Source organism: Chryseobacterium sp. HNCC26DJ241 (assembly GCF_057180505.1).
In genome coordinates, this window is record NZ_JBXUGL010000033.1 from 1 (window position 1) to 15,932 (window position 15,932).

At 32.8% G+C, this 15,932-nt stretch carries 14 protein-coding genes; all 14 read right to left on the reverse strand.

Annotation, left to right across the window (positions count from 1 at the left end; genetic code table 11):
- Nucleotides 1–388 precede the first annotated feature (388 nt).
- The 14 genes from AC2A1C_RS13265 to AC2A1C_RS13330 all read right to left on the reverse strand — a co-directional run bounded on the left by AC2A1C_RS13265 (nt 389) and on the right by AC2A1C_RS13330 (nt 15,921).
- Nucleotides 389–1,063: a hypothetical protein gene (locus AC2A1C_RS13265; RefSeq protein WP_484026284.1), complete on the reverse strand. Its 675-nt coding sequence runs from the start codon at nt 1,061–1,063 to the stop codon at nt 389–391.
- 25 nt (nt 1,064–1,088) lie between these two features.
- Complete coding sequence (gene rfbD / locus AC2A1C_RS13270) at nt 1,089–1,955, reverse strand: dTDP-4-dehydrorhamnose reductase (protein WP_484026286.1); 867 nt, start codon at nt 1,953–1,955, stop codon at nt 1,089–1,091.
- A gap of 5 nt (nt 1,956–1,960) precedes the next feature.
- Nucleotides 1,961–2,443 carry an acyl-CoA thioesterase gene (locus AC2A1C_RS13275; protein ID WP_484026287.1) on the reverse strand — a complete coding sequence of 161 codons (483 nt, stop codon included), beginning with the start codon at nt 2,441–2,443 and terminating at the stop codon, nt 1,961–1,963.
- A gap of 62 nt (nt 2,444–2,505) precedes the next feature.
- Nucleotides 2,506–3,000, reverse strand: a complete 495-nt coding sequence (locus tag AC2A1C_RS13280; protein WP_484026288.1) for an OmpH/Skp family outer membrane protein — start codon at nt 2,998–3,000, stop codon at nt 2,506–2,508.
- A 41-nt stretch (nt 3,001–3,041) separates the two neighbouring features.
- Entirely contained in the window at nt 3,042–3,692 is a 651-nt protein-coding gene (locus tag AC2A1C_RS13285; protein ID WP_484026289.1) for an OmpH/Skp family outer membrane protein, read from the reverse strand.
- A gap of 19 nt (nt 3,693–3,711) precedes the next feature.
- Entirely contained in the window at nt 3,712–6,246 is a 2,535-nt protein-coding gene (locus tag AC2A1C_RS13290; RefSeq protein WP_484026290.1) for a BamA/OMP85 family outer membrane protein, read from the reverse strand.
- A 27-nt stretch (nt 6,247–6,273) separates the two neighbouring features.
- Nucleotides 6,274–7,023: an isoprenyl transferase gene (locus AC2A1C_RS13295; protein ID WP_484026292.1), complete on the reverse strand. Its 750-nt coding sequence runs from the start codon at nt 7,021–7,023 to the stop codon at nt 6,274–6,276.
- Between the two features lie 3 nt (nt 7,024–7,026).
- The gene (gene porG / locus AC2A1C_RS13300) at nt 7,027–7,923 is read right to left on the reverse strand and encodes a type IX secretion system protein PorG (protein ID WP_484026293.1); all 897 of its coding nucleotides are present in this window, start codon (nt 7,921–7,923) and stop codon (nt 7,027–7,029) included.
- A 179-nt stretch (nt 7,924–8,102) separates the two neighbouring features.
- A complete protein-coding gene (locus AC2A1C_RS13305; RefSeq protein ID WP_484026295.1) occupies nt 8,103–10,613 on the reverse strand; it encodes an exopolysaccharide transport family protein in 2,511 nt (836 codons plus the stop codon).
- A 7-nt stretch (nt 10,614–10,620) separates the two neighbouring features.
- Entirely contained in the window at nt 10,621–11,472 is an 852-nt protein-coding gene (locus AC2A1C_RS13310) for a polysaccharide biosynthesis/export family protein (protein WP_484026296.1), read from the reverse strand.
- A 33-nt stretch (nt 11,473–11,505) separates the two neighbouring features.
- Nucleotides 11,506–12,624: a glycosyltransferase family 4 protein gene (locus tag AC2A1C_RS13315; RefSeq protein WP_484026298.1), complete on the reverse strand. Its 1,119-nt coding sequence runs from the start codon at nt 12,622–12,624 to the stop codon at nt 11,506–11,508.
- 3 nt (nt 12,625–12,627) lie between these two features.
- On the reverse strand, nt 12,628–13,689 hold the full coding sequence (locus tag AC2A1C_RS13320) for an EpsG family protein (protein ID WP_484026299.1): 1,062 nt from the start codon (nt 13,687–13,689) through the stop codon (nt 12,628–12,630).
- Nucleotides 13,690–13,814: 125 nt separating this feature from the next.
- Entirely contained in the window at nt 13,815–14,837 is a 1,023-nt protein-coding gene (locus tag AC2A1C_RS13325; RefSeq protein WP_484026300.1) for a hypothetical protein, read from the reverse strand.
- A gap of 94 nt (nt 14,838–14,931) precedes the next feature.
- Complete coding sequence (locus AC2A1C_RS13330; RefSeq protein WP_484026301.1) at nt 14,932–15,921, reverse strand: glycosyltransferase family 2 protein; 990 nt, start codon at nt 15,919–15,921, stop codon at nt 14,932–14,934.
- Nucleotides 15,922–15,932: the final 11 nt, after the last annotated feature.

A 15,932-nucleotide genomic window follows, 5' to 3' on the forward strand; every position in this document is an offset into this window, starting at 1 on the left:
TTACTTTAGCTCCGCTTATTCCTTCCTGATACCGTCAATCTCAATCTTCTACTCTTCCCTTTTTTTCGGGACTGCAAAGATATATAATTTATTCCTTACGATCCAAATCTTTTTTAAAAAAAATTCTAAACCCTATCTCTTAAATCTTATCGCTGCGCTCCCATCGTTTTGGGATTGCAAATGTACGAGAGTTTTGATCAACTGCAAATTATTCTGCCCTTTTTTTTCAGCAAGTAATTGCAACTTTCTGATTTATAGAATCAAAAATTTCACTGCATTATTTTAATAGCCCCGATTGAACGGCCTGTTTGAGCTCTTTTTATAAGCAAGGGAATGAATGGGCATAAAAAAGCGAGTAGTGAAAGCGGGAAAAAGCTCCTAAAAATTATTAAAATTTTGTGTAAATAGTAGCTAAAAAATCTCCGAATGATCTTTCAAGCAAAATAATATCTCCGGATTTCAGGTTAATTCCGGCTGTTCCGTAGGGATTTGCCTGAATTTTTGCTGTTGATAACTGAAAATATTGTACTGGTTGATTATCTTTTGCGGCAAGTTTAACACTTGAACCTAAAAATTTCTTTGTGGAAAGTGTATAAATTTCGTTCGGAAGTAAGGTTCTTTTTGTATAAGTTCTCGGTTGAAATTCTATCAATTCATTATTGTAGGAAATTTTCTGTGATTTTTTTGGAGAGCTTATTATATATATAGTATTATCTTCTTTTGGAAAATTTTCTTTTGACTTATAATATAGGCTCAGCTTATAATTGGTGGGATCAAATTTTTTATTTGTCCCATCCACATCTACAAAAGGCTGAAAGCTGAAAGCATTCGCTCCAATTTCTTTTGCTTTTTTATATACTTTGTCGAACATTTCCACATCATCGTTTGAAAATCCTTGAACTTCAAGCTCGCCTAAATATTCAGCACCGATATCTTCTGAATTAATTTTATATAAAAATTTGTCCTTGTTTTCGGATATCTTTACTACTTTATTTAAAACAACATTTTGTGCAAAACAAAAATTTGCAACCATTAAATACAAAAACAAGTTTATTTTCTTCATTGTTTAATAACGAAATTTTAGAAGTTTAATTTTTCTGAGTTAAAATTTCCAAGCAATCCTTCAAACTATTTTCCCAATGTTTTGGTTGGATCTGGTAATCTTCTTTTATTTTGTCCAAACACATCGTACTTCTTTTAGGACGCTTAGCCGGAGTTGGAAATTGTTCTGTTGTGATGGGATTAAGTTTTATTTTGGAATGAGTAAGCTCCGCAATTTTCTTTGCAAAACCAAACCAAGTGGTTTCTGGCTCATTGGAAAAATGATAGATTCCGTATATTTTTTTCTCGGAAGTTATTATTTTCATTATAGCTTCAGCCAAATCATTTGCATTAGTAGGCTGCCCAAACTGATCATTCACAATTCCAAGCTCTTCTTTTTGCGAAAAAAGGTTGAGCATGGTTTTCACAAAATTTTTATTAAATTCTGAATACAACCAAGATGTTCTGAGAATAATGGTTTTCGGATTTATCTCTAAAGCTAATTCTTCTCCTTGCTGTTTGGATTCTCCATAAACACCAATAGGATTGGTAAAATCGTCTTCGGAATAAGGAATCTCTGTATCACCATCAAAAACATAATCGGTGGAAACATGAATAAAAGTGGTTTTATTCTCAAGGCAGGCTTCAGCAAGATTGCCAACTCCTTCTGTATTGACGGCAAAAGCTTTTTCTTTTTCCGTTTCTGCCAAATCTACGGCTGTATATGCCGACGCATTAATACAATACTGAGGTTTATAATCTTCAAAAAAATCTAAAACTGCGTCTACATCTGTAATATCCAAAGTTGCAGAATCCGTAAAAAGAAACTCAAATTGCTTGTCATATTCTACTGAAATTTTTCGTAAACAATTTCCAAGCTGACCGTTTCCTCCTATTATTAAAATTTTATCCATTCTATCTAAGCAAATTTGTTTTGTTTTCGTAAATATGAAGTTCTACTTTGAAAATCTTTCTGATCTAAAGTAACAAGAAATTTCCGGAATAAGGCTTTTGTTTCCTCCGGTTGAACTTCAGATTGTCTGGTTTTCATATTAAAATAAATGACCGTAATCCAAAGAACAGCATAAACGGTTTTCCCGTCGAGGCTTTTCATCAGAATTTCTACTTTAGAAACACGATCTTGAATTTCTATTGTTTTGCTGCTGATAATTACCTGTGAATTTGCACGAACTTCTTTAAGATACGCAATTTCGTTTTGTACAGCAATCCAAGTGCAACCCGTTTTCTTTAAATATTCTTGATAAGTGAATCCGTAAAATTCTTCCACATGATCTTCTCTTGCATTGAGCATATATTCCAAATATTTCACATTATTGAGATGACCGATAGGATCACAATCGCTGAAACGGACTTTTACTACGGTAGAAATTTCTTTTTCCATTCCACAAAAATAAAAAAACCACCTCGAAGGGAGATGGTTTTTTTATATTAAACTATGTTAAATTACAGTCCTAATTCTTTTTTTACCAAAGGCGTTGCGTCTGCTCCTCCTTTGTAGATCAATGCACTTGAATCAAGAATAAATTCAAAGTTGTTTGCTTTAGCTACTTTACTAACCGCTCCATTTATTTTATCAATAATTGGTTTAAGAGCAGCTTCTCTTTTTTGAGCTAAATCATTTTGTGCAGTCGCCTGAAGTTGCTGAAGGCTTTGTTGTTTTTTCTGAAGTTCTTCTTCTTTAGCTTTTCTTTGAGCTTCCGTCAAAGATGCACCTGTTTTTTGATATTGCTCCACTTCTGCCTGAAAAGCTGTAGCCTGCTTATTGAGTTCATCACCTTTCGCTTTGCTGAAAGCATCAAGATCTGTTGATAATTTTTTTGCTTCCGGCATTGCAGACAAAACGCTTTCATAATCCATTGAAGCTATTTTTTGAGCTTTAGCAACTCCCATACCCAAACACAATACAATCGCTACAAATAATACATTTATTTTTTTCATAAGGGTTTAAAATTTAATTTTATTTTTTTGTTAGTTTATTATTATTTTTCGTTTTTATCATCTACATTAGGATTCGCTTTTATTTTTTCTACTCTTTTCTGAGCTTCTTGAAATTTTTCTGCTTTACTACTTGTATTTGATTTTGTTTTTTTATTGTTTGTTTTAGAATCCTCACTTTGTGATGGATTTTTGAGCAGCAAATTTAAAACTTTATCTGTATAATCATATCTTTTTTCTAAAAAAAGTACATTATTATCGTTTTTATCAAGAACTATGCCTAAACTGTTTTTCTCAGAAACAGTTTTGATAGCATTCCATATTTGATCTTGGAAAGGTTTAGCAAGATTGGCTCTTGCGTTGTTGATTTCTCCTTTAGTTCCAAATCTGCTATTGATAATGGTTTTGATTTTTTTATCCAGATCATCCACTTCTTTTTGTCGCTGCTTCAGTTGCTCTCCCACTAATAGAACTCTCTCATTTTCCAAAGCTGCTTTCTTCTTTTCATAATCTGCCTGCATATTTTGGATTTCAGTTTTCCAGGCTTCGATTTGTTTATCCATTCTTTGTTCTGCCTCTTTATATTGTGGCAGTTTTTCTAAAATATAGTCCGTATCTATTATCCCTATTTTCTGTGCAGACATCAATCCGGATAAAAGAATCAATGCTAAGGAAATTATTTTAAAACTTTTCATCATGATAATTTTATAAATATTATAGTGATTGGTTCATTAAGAAGTGTGTTTTCCAACCAGCCGGATCAGCACCGGTTACCGTTTTGTCAAATCCATATGCAAAATCAAAACCGATTAATCCAAACGCTCCCATATAAACTCTAATACCAACACCAGCAGAACGTTTTAGCTGGAAAGGATTATAAGTTCCAAAACTACTCCAAGCGTTTCCTGCTTCCACAAAAGTAAGCGCGAATATTTTTGCAGTTTGATTCATAGAAATCGGATAACGTAACTCTGCAGTGAAACGATTATAGACCGTTGCACCACCATAAGGTGTAATATCTTCTGAACCTCCACCAGTAGAAGATGCATTTTCATATCCTCTCAATGGTACTAATTCTCTTCCGTCAAATCTTCCTCCGAAAAGCCCAGTTCCTCCTACATAAAATCTTTCAAAAGGTGGTGCTCCCAATTTTTCATTATAACCATTCAGGAATCCCATTTCTGCTGCACTTCTTAAAACGAGTTTTCCTACAATTGTATTGTAGACATCCGCTTTTAATTTTACTTTATAAAATTCAAGCCACCTGTATTTTTCAACAGCCGATATATTATCGTAATCTTTTTTATCAAATAAAGAATACGGTGGAGTAAACTTAACCGAAGCCTCAATGTTAGAACCTTCAGTAGGGAAAATAGGATCGACACCAGCAGAATTTCTGCTCAATCCGATATTGAAACTGAAATTTTTAGCTGATCCGTTTCTTTCTGTTGTATCTCCAAACTGGAAAGGATAATTACTAAAAGTATAACTCTGGAACTGAATTCCCGTATATAATGAGAAATAATCATCCGGCCATCTTAAAAGCCTGTTTAATCCAACACTCGCTGAGAAAATATTTAGTTTCTGAGCGGCACCATAAGTATCTGAGTATTTTACTAATGATTGGTTCAAACTTACTGATAAAGCTGTTGGTCTTGTTCCGAATAACCATGGTTCTACAAATGAAATTCCGTAATTCTGGAAATATTGACCTGCTTGTGCCTGAATAGAAAATGTTTGTCCGTCTCCTTGTGGAACTGGTTTAAAATCTTTAAATCTTAAAAAGTTTTTTAATGAAAAATTATTAAATGTAAGACCTAAAGTACCGATAAAAGAACCTCCTCCATAACCAGCTTGAAGCTGAACCTGAGAAGAACCTTTTTCCACAAGAGTCCAGTGTATATCTACTGTATTATCCTGAGGATGTGGATCTATCTGTTGTCCTACTTGTTGAGGATCAAAAAACTGCATTCCCGCAAGATCAAAATATGTTCTCTTAATATCAATTTTACGGAAAAGATTTCCTGGTTTTGTTCTCAAAGATCTTAAGATAACGTGGTCATGAGTAGTAACATTTCCACTCCAAGTTACACGATTCCATGTTGCTTTTTCGCCTTCATTGATACGGATTTCAAGATTTATGGAATCTCCAACCACAGATTTTTCAATAGGCGTTACATTAGAGAAAAGATATCCACTATTTAAATAAAGGGATTTGATATCAGAATCGTCTTCTTTACCACCATCTTCTCCTACTTTTTTATTGAAACCTACAATATCATAAATATCGCCTGTTTTGTATCCGAGGATTCTTTGCAAATATTCTGTAGAATACGCTGTATTTCCAAGAAAAGTAATATCTCCTATATAATATTTTTTACCTTCGGAAAGGTCTACTTTGATTTCGTAATTATTTCTGTTATTTCTCCAAACTGAATCTGAAACAATTTTTGCATCACGGAAACCTAATGAATTATAATAACTAATAAGGTTTTGTTTGTCTTCCTCATATTTATCCTGAATAAATTTGGAAGGCTTCAAAATTCCTTTGATACCGATTCTTTTTTGTTTGGTGTCTTTGAAACCTTTTTTTCTAAGTTTTGAATCAGAAATGTTTTCATTTCCTACAAACTCAATATGACTAATTTTTACACGTTTGCCTTTATCCACATTTATTGTCCAGTCTACAAGATTTGGATCCTGAGTGTTCATTTTTTCCTGAACACTAATTTTTGCATCAGCAAATCCTTTTTTAATGTAGTCTTTAGGAACATTGGTTTTAAGGGTAGATATTAAGTTTTGGGTAATCTTAGTTCCCGGTTTCAGGTTATTATCCTTAGCAAGTTTTTCGCTCTTGGATTTTCCGATTCCCTTACCTTTAAATTTTACTTCGCCTAATTCTTTAAGATCTTGCAAAGAAAATTTGAGAACAACCTTATCGCCTTCAACGCTTTCTACATATACTTCAACTTTTGAGAAAGACTGTGTTTCCCAAAGTTTTTTGATAGCATTGCTGATTTTCTGACCGGGAATATCTACTTGTTCTCCCTGATTAAGACCGGTAAATCTTAAAATCTGAGCAGCGGAATATTTTTTCACACCATCTACTACAATATCCTTCAAAATATAACTTCCTTGTTGTTTTTGGTTATAAATTGAATTGTTTTCCTGACCATTCTGTGGTGTAACCTGCCCATAAAAGTGGGCCGATGCCACAAACATTATGATAGGTAAAAACTTAAACTTCATCTGTATCGTTCTATTCTGTTCTTGTTATTATTTGTTCTGAAGCTGTTCACTGGTTTTCCCATAACGCCTTTCTTTATTCTGATAATCCAAAATGCATTGAAAGAAAATATCCTTTGAAAAATCCGGCCAAAGCACATCCAAAAACTGGAGTTCGGCATAGGCAATTTGCCAAAGCAAAAAATTACTAATTCGGATTTCTCCACTTGTTCTTATCAAAAGATCTACAGCCGGAAAATCTTTAGTGTATAAATGATTCTCGAAAACAGCCTCATTAATATCTTCTATATTTAGTTTTCCTTCTTTTACATCTGCACTGATTTCTTTCACAGCTTTCAGAATTTCTTTCTGAGAACCGTAGCTTAAAGCAAGAATCAGATTTCCTTTTGCATTATTTTTAGTGAGTTCAATTACATTTAGCAATTGTTCTTTTACAAGTTCCGGAAGTTTTTCAATATCACCAATTACATGCATTCTCAAACCTTTGGAAAAAATTTCTTCGGCTTCGAGAAGCAGGGTTTCCGAAAGAAGATTCATAAGCGTATTTACTTCTTCATTCGGCCTATTCCAGTTTTCAGAGGAAAAGGTATAAAGTGTAAGATAAGGAATATGTATTTCGTTACATGCATTAATAGCATTTCTTACCGCATTAATAGCATTTTTATGACCAAAAGTCCTTTCTTCTCCACGAGATTTTGCCCATCTTCCATTCCCATCCATAATGATGGCAACATGTTGTGGAATCTTTTCCGGGTCTATTTTATCCTTTATCAACGACATTTTTTAGTATTCACAATAACACGGAGGTCTTCCGAATGAGTAGGTTAAACCGATGCTTATAGTATTCACCCAATCTTTTGAATTGATATTTCCAACCTGACGATTTTCTAAAAATTCCTGAGCTCTTGCTTCCGCCACTTCTTTATAGGGTGATGTTTGCAGCAATGATTTATTATTTGAGCCAGGATCTAGAATATCTTTGTTGTAGGTAATTTTTACATTTTTTTCATCAATTACACTATAGTCAATAGAATCAGAAAATGTAGGACGGAACATAAACTCTCCAAATATTGCCCAGTTATAATTGAATTTATACTTCAAACCAACACCAAAAGGAATTGCCAGTGTCATTTTTTTTGTTGCTTCATAGCTTGTAGTGGTAACAAAATCTGTATCTGATACCGGAGCAATTGCATTGCCACCCGCATCTCTGTTAAAATCATTTTCGATAACTACTTGCGGAGTTTCTGCCAATAGTCCACCTAAACCTCCAAAAATATAAGGACTGAGCATACTTTTCTGTTCATCATTCACAGGAAAAAAATTATACTCGAAAAGAACATCTGCTTCGAAAATATTATTGGTTCCAAATAAACCTCTATTTCTTCTATAATATTCTTTTGCAACTCCATCCGCAAACTGAATATGGCTATACCCAACATTAAATCTAAGGGTCTGATACGGATTGAAATTCATCCGATACAAAATACCACCATAGAAAGGAAGACCAAACCGGGAAAAATTTCCTGTAATTGCTGGTTGAAAAATATAGTTGGTTCTACCTATATCACCAACAAGATTGCTCATCCCCAATTGAATACCCACCTCATGACGCTGTGCCTTCACATAAGAACTCAGCATCATAAGAACAATAAAGGGATAAACTAATTTTTTTATCATGAAACCAGTTTCAGAATTTTTCCGAATAATTGTGCAAATATAAAACATTTTTATATTAAGGAAATTCTTAATTTTTAGTTAAATAACTTTGAAAAGATATAAAATATTATTAAAAGTAAACGGAGAATTAAAAATAATATTCTCCAATAATAAAAAATCCTCACAAATGAGGATTTTTATTAATTTCGATTAAACAATTTTCTCAGCTTATTTCTCATTTTGATTAGGAATGGTTCTTCATAGTTTTTATCCTCATCAAAATAACCATATCCGTAGCCGTAACCATATCCGTAACCATAGCCATAACCGTAGCCATAACCATAGCCTTGTTTTATCTGATAATCATTATAAACAATTCCTAAATGCTGTACTTCCTGATTATGATACTTTTCAGCAATCATTTTTAGCATATACTTTTCTGTATATTCATGTCGGATAACATATATATTGGCATCCGTATGCTTCATTAATTCAAAGGAATCTGCAACGAGACCAACTGGTGGAGAGTCTATCACAATAAAATCGTATTCCTTTCTAAGTTCATCAATAAAATTTTTATTGCGGTCGCTCATTAAAAGTTCCGAAGGATTTGGAGGAATTGGGCCTGAAGTTACTACATATAAATCCGGAACGTTAGTTTGATTAATTATTTGATCTATAGACACTTCTCCTGTAAGATAATTGGAAATTCCGTATTTGTTATCCACTTTGAAATCCCCGAAAATCTTCGGTTTTCTGAGATCCATCCCAAGAAGAATAGTCTTTTTACCACTTAATCCTAATACAGATGCAATGTTAATAGAGGTATAGGTTTTCCCTTCACCACCAACAGAGGATGTAATTAATATAACCTTACTGTTTCCATCTTCATTATATAAAAACCTGAGGTTTGCCCTTATTCCACGGAAGGCTTCAGCAATAGATGATTTTGGCTGTTCAATAACTGTAAGATTATTTTCATGATTATTTTTCCCAATAACTCCGAGAAGCGGAATTCTTGTTGCATTAAGAATTTCTTTAATATTTCTTACTTTATTATCTAAGAATTCGCCAATTACTAAAAATAAAAGTGGAATAGCCAATAAACCACCAATAATAGAGTATTTTACTTTTTGAATATTAGGCGCAATTGGACTTTGTCCAAGATTTTTTGCAGGGTCAATAACATTAAGATCGGATCTACCGGTTTCCACTGTCATCTGAGCTTCTGCCTGTTTCGTAAGAAGATTATTATAAGCATTTTCGATAATCTTAAATCCTCTTTCAGCATCCAAATATTTTCTTTGTTGCTCTGGCAAATTCACCAATGAAGATTGACCTTCATTGATCTGGTTGTTCAGCTTGTTTAGCTGATCATAATAAACGCTAAAATATTTTCGCAAACTGTTTTGTGAACTCCCTTTGGCTTCATCTATCAAGCGATTGATTTCCCTAATAGGCTCGGAATTGGGTGTATAAATCGTGGACAGCTCGCGACGTTTTGCATACAATGCTTTCAGCTCAGAAATAGTAGCTGTAAATGAGCCGTCATTAACTCCTGCTATTTCTATATTAATCAGCTCATCTAATCTTAGTTGATTTACCGAATTTCGTATATCATTCAGAGAATTGATTTTTGCAACCAAGTCCACTCTCTTATTTTCTAAATCTGTAAGTTTACCCAGTATTTCTTTATCTCTTCCATCTACATTATACAGACGCTCATCTATTTTTAAGCTATTGAATTTTTCTGCTGCAGAATCTAGTTTTTTCTTAACATCTTTTATGTTTTCATTCAGATAAGTCACAGTGTTTTTGCCTACCTGACTCTGATCGCGAAGTCTTTTTAGTTTTAACTCTTCAATGGATGCATTCAAAAAATTCACAGTTCCGTTTAGATTATACCCTTTCTTAGTAATAATCATTATCGTTGCTATTTCTGAATCAAAGGAGACATCCGTATCTCTGATAATTTCATTAACGGCCTGATTAACGGTTGATAATGTAACAATAATATTTTTAAAATCTATATTACTTGGTTCAGGATTTTTAGTCAGACGGAATTTAAGATTTGGTGAGATATACCATTCATTAATTCTTATGGTCTTGTTGGTAGGTCTACCAAAAGATCCAACTTTTTCTGTGGTTTCCGTTTTATAATTATAAAGAGACGTAGACTGTCCTTCTTCTGGCAATATTATCTCATACTTATCTCCACCTTTTGGATATATTGTAATAGGATAATTGGTCTGCTGCAAATGGTTTTTATCAATCTCAAAAATTACGGGGGAATCATATTTATCCAAATATGTAGCTTTGATAAGTCCTTTTGTGGTGTAATTTACATACAGATCCAACTGGTTTACCAAAAATTCATTATGCGATCTGGATAACAACATTTTTTTTAGCAAAATACCGTCTTGGTTTCCACTCTGTCCCCAAATGAAATTGATGGATTGGTTGGGTGTGAAATAACTGGCGGTATTATTGGAAATACTTAGCGAAAGGTTGGATGCATATATTCTTTGTGCATAGTACTTACTGTAAACATAAGAAATACCGAGCCCAAGTACAAACATCAGTACAAACCAATACCAACTCCTTAGAACTCTTCGAATGAAGTTTTCCGGATCAAAAAATGAAAATGAACCTATTCTTTCTTTTGAGTCCTTTTCTGCGACTTCTCCTTTATTATTTTTTTCAGGGATCATTCTTCGATTATAATCTTGTAATTAATAGATAGATAGACATTGCTGTCGTTAGCAAAGAAACTCCCGTAGTAAGAGTGTTTAAAGGATCTTTTCCGAAACCATTAAAACTGTTTGATCTTGTATTCAGATAAATCATGTCTCCGTTTTGCAGCCAATAATATGGAGAGTTCATTGCATCTTCTCTTGTAAGATCTAATCTCGCCGTCTTGATACCTTCAGGATATTTTCTTTGGATAACTATATTTTTACGATCAATAGTTCTATTTAGTCCTCCGTTTTGTGCGATGGCTTCCATAATGTTCAGATTCTGGGTATAGGATGTTTTTTCCCCCGTTAAACCTGTAGTTTCTACATCTCCCAAGATATAGTATGTGATTCCATCTAGATTGAGTCTTACTTCAGATTTTCCTTCAAGAAAATTCTCATTTACCTTAGTCTGTATTTCCGTGGAAATATCTTCTATTGTTCTTCCCTCAGCTTTTATATAGCCAATACCGAAAACATAAATATCTCCTCTGGAATCTACCTTGATTCCTCCGAAATAAAATCTTTCGTTTCCACCTCCACGTCCAGAAGATCCACCACTACCTGTGGTAGAGACATTTCCTGAATTTTCTCCTCCGGAAGTATTAAATCTGGAATAAAATTGAGCCGCGTCTCCTTTCGGAGTGGTAATAATATTAAGGTTGAAAATATCGTTTTTTGTAACCCTATATTCCTGAATATTGTAAGGTACTAAACCTTCTCCATCGATAACAAGACTTTCATTAGGCTGAAGATATCTTACATCTTTTGTGGAAATGCATGAAGTAAGGATCAGCGAAATAATAGTCAGAAAGAGTATATGTATGTTTTTCATCTTTGATAGATTGAGTGCAAAAATAAAACTATTTTATGATTTTTTAAACTTTAATATTAGATTAGGAATATACGCCCCTATAAAACCAATTCCCATAATAATGACAAGAAGCAAATTATTTTCTAAATGTCTTAAGGAATAAGCAACTCCAATTACAAAAAGATAATATAAAAGGATATAAAATGTGGATCTTCTATGAGAAAGTCCAAGTTCTAACAATTTATGATGAATGTGATTTTTATCTGCTTCAAAAGGAGACTTTTTCTGAGAAAGACGGATAATAATTACATTTAGCGTATCGACAATCGGTAAGATAAGAATAGCTACTGCAATTACAGGTGCAGATTGCAGAAAGTATCTTGGTACTCCTGCTATTTTTTTATCAATAAAAATATCTATAAAACTCATTGCTGTGAAAGCCAACAAAAATCCGAGAACCATAGAACCTGTATCTCCCATAAATATTTTAGTACTTCTATAATGCGAAAGATTATAATACAAAAATGCCAAAACTGCACCTATAATGATAACGGAAAATATCACCAAAGGATAATTATATTCCCCGAGACGATAATAACTAACACCAAAAAATGCACTACACAATACGGAATAGCCACCAGCAAGGCCATCAATTCCATCAATAAGATTGAAAGCATTTATAAGTATAATAAACGTAACGACACTAAAAATTGAACTCAGAAAATAATTGAGCTCATAGATTCCGAAAACTCCAAATAAATTTCTAATTCGCACATCAGACCCAAAAACTATTAATGCAGAAACCAAAACCTGTGCAAAGAGCTTTTTATATGCCCTCATCACTACAATATCATCCATTACTCCGATATATAAAAGTATGATAAGAGAGGCAAAAAGAAATTTGTAAAAATCAAAAAGTTCATACGCAAAAATAGATGCACATATCCCAATGGAATAAAACAAGGCTATACCTCCAAGATTAGGTATCTTTCTCAGGTGAGAGCTTCTCATTCCGGGCTCATCCATAAGGTTTTTCCTCCTTGATATTTTAATAATTGTAGGAATAGAAAAAAAGGAAATCAAAAATGAAATGAGAAATCCTAAAACCAATTTGATATAGAATACAGGTATTCCAAAATCAGTTAAATCTATAATGGTCGAAATATTATTCATGGTTTACCACAGTACGTTATTATACTTGTCTATTGTGAATCTTCCTCTTCCGGCATTTACTTTTGAAAATGTAAAACAAAAAAGTAAAAAATACGTTATCAATCCTACCCGTAAAGCCGTCTGAGTTTCTTTTCTTACAGCCATTACAATTCCTGGAATTGCAAAATATCCACCCATTACCAGATATGAACTCGGCAAACGTGTTGCAAAAATAGTGTTTCCTCTGAAAATATAATAGAGACAATATCCAAAAAGTGCCATATTCCTAAAATATTCGTAATAGGCAATTTTTTTCTGTGCCGTTTTGTCAAAAATCAAAATAAAGAAAATAAAGAACAAATTAATGAGATCTCCTGCTCCGGATTTCAGTTCCTGTCCGTAGTACGTATCATTAGAATATCCTTCAAATGCTGAAGAAACATCCTGAGGAGAAATAGAAGAAAGAAGACCTCCGAAATAATTATAAACTTCAAAAGGAGCCAAAAAAACAGAAAGTATCAACAAAGGAATCCAATGATTTCTATTAAGCGGCAAAGTACTAATCCAGTATGCCGGTATAAAAACAATAGTAGACTTATGCATTCCTAAAGCAAAAAAGACACAGATTAAAAACTTCCACACCTCCCGTCTAATAATATATCGTACAGAGAACACACATATTGCCGTCCCGATTCCTTGTCTCATTTGTCCGCTATCCGCAAAAAAATAGGTTGCCATAAAATAAAACAGAACACTAAGTACTGGAAATTCTGAAAACTTAAAAAAAGAATTGAATTGTAAAGTTACCGATGTTATTATTACGAAAAAGGTAATCATATAGAATGGGAAACCAAAATCAAAAAAAAGTTTATTAATAAGAACATATAGCCACTCTATCTCCATAGAATTAGGCTGAAAAGTCGCCTTATTCCAAACATCTTGATAAGTAGTATAATTAGGAAATCCAAAATAAAACATCTTGGAATATACCGGAAAGTCCGCTCCTACATCTTGTCTCCCTCCTGCTGCAATAATCATTAAAACTCCCAAAAAGATCAATATATTCTTTACATCAGACTTCTGCATATTTTCACTTACAACGAAGAGCACAAGGAGCGTTGCGAAAATAATTAAATATATTGGATGTAAAAGTTGCATGAAAAAATATAAGCCAGAAGTTCTACTGTTTTAGTTAATAATCACCAATAGTATTAAGATTCTAAATCATTTGTGATTTTGATTTCATTATTTTTTAAATGAAGAAAAGCTAATATCACTACTCCATAAATTAATGGAATAAACAGGCGGATTTCCCATAAGATTCCAACCAAAAAAATCATTAATATGTATGGTCCGGAAAACAATAAAAATCTACTCATCAATTTCCTGTTATCTCCCGTCAAAGCATAATAATAAATAAATCGTATTACAAAAACTCCGAATAACCAACCCGTAATCTGGTTGATTCCCGTAAGATTATATTTAAGAGTTATTGATTCAAAAAAATAATAATCTTCATTCTGCTTTTGCTCTATCAACTGTCTCAAAACGGCATACGTTCCTATAAAAGAAAGTACAGGAAACAGCAACATTTTCGACCAATTTATAAACCCTTTTTGGCTAAAGAAATTTTTATTGAACATAAGTGCTGCAAAGAATGCTATATTCAGGCAGGCTGTTTCACGATTAAGAGTGGAGATTATAATTAATATACAAATTGCCCACATCCATTTTGATTTCGGATCATAATAATATTTCAGAGAAAAATAAATGGTGATCAAAAAAAGTAAAATAGCAGAATTATCATAATGGGTGATCACATATTGGCTTAATGCTAAAATAGTAGCCAAGAAAAAAACGACAGCCAAACGTTTCTTTTCATCAAAATTTTTAAAAAATGAAGTATTTCTGAAAATTTTATCTACCATTAGCGATATACATACCGCCATAATAGTATTAAAAGTAAAAAGTGCATGATAGTAGGCTGTTCCTTTTTTCTGAATGTAGGCCTTCATTGGAATATTATATTTCAGTGCATGCTGATAAAATTCTTTGATCCAGTCTACCACTTCTCGAGACAAAATTCTGTAGCCGTAAATTCCTTTGTAATACCAAGGTGTCGGCTCTTGCCAAGTTTTATAATAATCATAAGAAGATTGGAAACCATAATAGGTAATGATCTGAAAAAAAATAGGAAAAAAGATTACAAAAAGTAGTATAGTATTTTTTTTCATTCCTGACAATTTTTTCGGGCAAAGATAACAATTTTAATTTTCATATTCTATTAAGCAAGAATAGACTGTAGAGATAGATTACTCTACAAAGCAATTACAAAATCTTACGAATCACTTTTTCTAATCCTGAAAAATAAAGAAGGTAATACACTTGTTTTTTGAAAGGAAGAGACTTTAGATAATTAATCCCAAATCTGTTATACCCTAAAATTTCGGTTTTTGAAATATTCCTTTCCTTGATAAATTTTTTCAGTGTACCAGACATTTCTTTATATACCTCATCATCTTTTACAAAAGCAAGATATGCCAAAAATGAATATATCCCTTGCATAATCCGGAAACCTCTTAATTCCTTTTTCTTATCCGAATATTGGGATTTTTCAAAAGCATTTTCTACAGCTTCTACAGCTTTCAGCATATCCAATCCTCTTGATGTATGGGTTTTTGTAATGGAATCGCTTCTTTCAAAATAGTGATAATGAAAATTCTGAGTCTGAGCCAAAACCTTACAATCCAGCAAAATCTGCGGAATTAATTGAATATCTTCAAAATGTACCCCTTTTTTAAATCTTCTATTGCTAAAAAGTTCTCTCTTAAAAATTTTATTACAAGCAAAATAACTCATATCCGAAAACACCGAAAAATGCTCACTCAGATTTATTTTTTCCGGCATATTTGGAATTTGTGTCAGCTTTTGGGTAACTGTTCCATTTTCATCTACTTTTTGAAGATTACAAATCACCATATCTGCCTTATGTTTTTCTGCAAGCATATACATTTCTTCAAACATGGTTTCCGAAACATAATCGTCACTGTCTACAAAACCTATAAATTCTCCTGTTGTTTTTTCAAGGCCGAAATTTCGTGCATCACTTAGACCTCCGTTTTCCTTTTCAAAAGCCAGAATTTTTTCAGGATATTTCTTTTGATATTCTATTATAATATTTTGCGAATCATCCTTACTGCCGTCATTCACGACAATAATTTCTATGTCTTCCAAAGTCTGTTTTATCAGCGAATCCAAACATTTTCCAAGATACTTTTCTACATTGTAAACAGGAACAATAACGGAAACTTTTTTCATTAATTCTATAT

Bases quoted from the DNA above. Each gene is read 5' to 3' on its own strand.
- AC2A1C_RS13315 (WP_484026298.1), bottom strand. From the start codon at position 12,624: ATGAATAATATTTCGACCATTATAGATTTAACTGATTTTGGAATACCT.
- AC2A1C_RS13310 (WP_484026296.1), bottom strand. From the start codon at position 11,472: ATGAAAAACATACATATACTCTTTCTGACTATTATTTCGCTGATCCTT.
- AC2A1C_RS13290 (WP_484026290.1), bottom strand. From the start codon at position 6,246: ATGAAGTTTAAGTTTTTACCTATCATAATGTTTGTGGCATCGGCCCAC.
- AC2A1C_RS13295 (WP_484026292.1), bottom strand. From the start codon at position 7,023: ATGTCGTTGATAAAGGATAAAATAGACCCGGAAAAGATTCCACAACAT.
- AC2A1C_RS13305 (WP_484026295.1), bottom strand. From the start codon at position 10,613: ATGATCCCTGAAAAAAATAATAAAGGAGAAGTCGCAGAAAAGGACTCA.
- AC2A1C_RS13275 (WP_484026287.1), bottom strand. From the start codon at position 2,443: ATGGAAAAAGAAATTTCTACCGTAGTAAAAGTCCGTTTCAGCGATTGT.
- rfbD (WP_484026286.1), bottom strand. From the start codon at position 1,955: ATGGATAAAATTTTAATAATAGGAGGAAACGGTCAGCTTGGAAATTGT.
- AC2A1C_RS13285 (WP_484026289.1), bottom strand. From the start codon at position 3,692: ATGAAAAGTTTTAAAATAATTTCCTTAGCATTGATTCTTTTATCCGGA.
- AC2A1C_RS13330 (WP_484026301.1), bottom strand. From the start codon at position 15,921: ATGAAAAAAGTTTCCGTTATTGTTCCTGTTTACAATGTAGAAAAGTAT.
- AC2A1C_RS13280 (WP_484026288.1), bottom strand. From the start codon at position 3,000: ATGAAAAAAATAAATGTATTATTTGTAGCGATTGTATTGTGTTTGGGT.
- AC2A1C_RS13320 (WP_484026299.1), bottom strand. From the start codon at position 13,689: ATGCAGAAGTCTGATGTAAAGAATATATTGATCTTTTTGGGAGTTTTA.
- porG (WP_484026293.1), bottom strand. From the start codon at position 7,923: ATGATAAAAAAATTAGTTTATCCCTTTATTGTTCTTATGATGCTGAGT.
- AC2A1C_RS13325 (WP_484026300.1), bottom strand. From the start codon at position 14,837: ATGAAAAAAAATACTATACTACTTTTTGTAATCTTTTTTCCTATTTTT.
- AC2A1C_RS13265 (WP_484026284.1), bottom strand. From the start codon at position 1,063: ATGAAGAAAATAAACTTGTTTTTGTATTTAATGGTTGCAAATTTTTGT.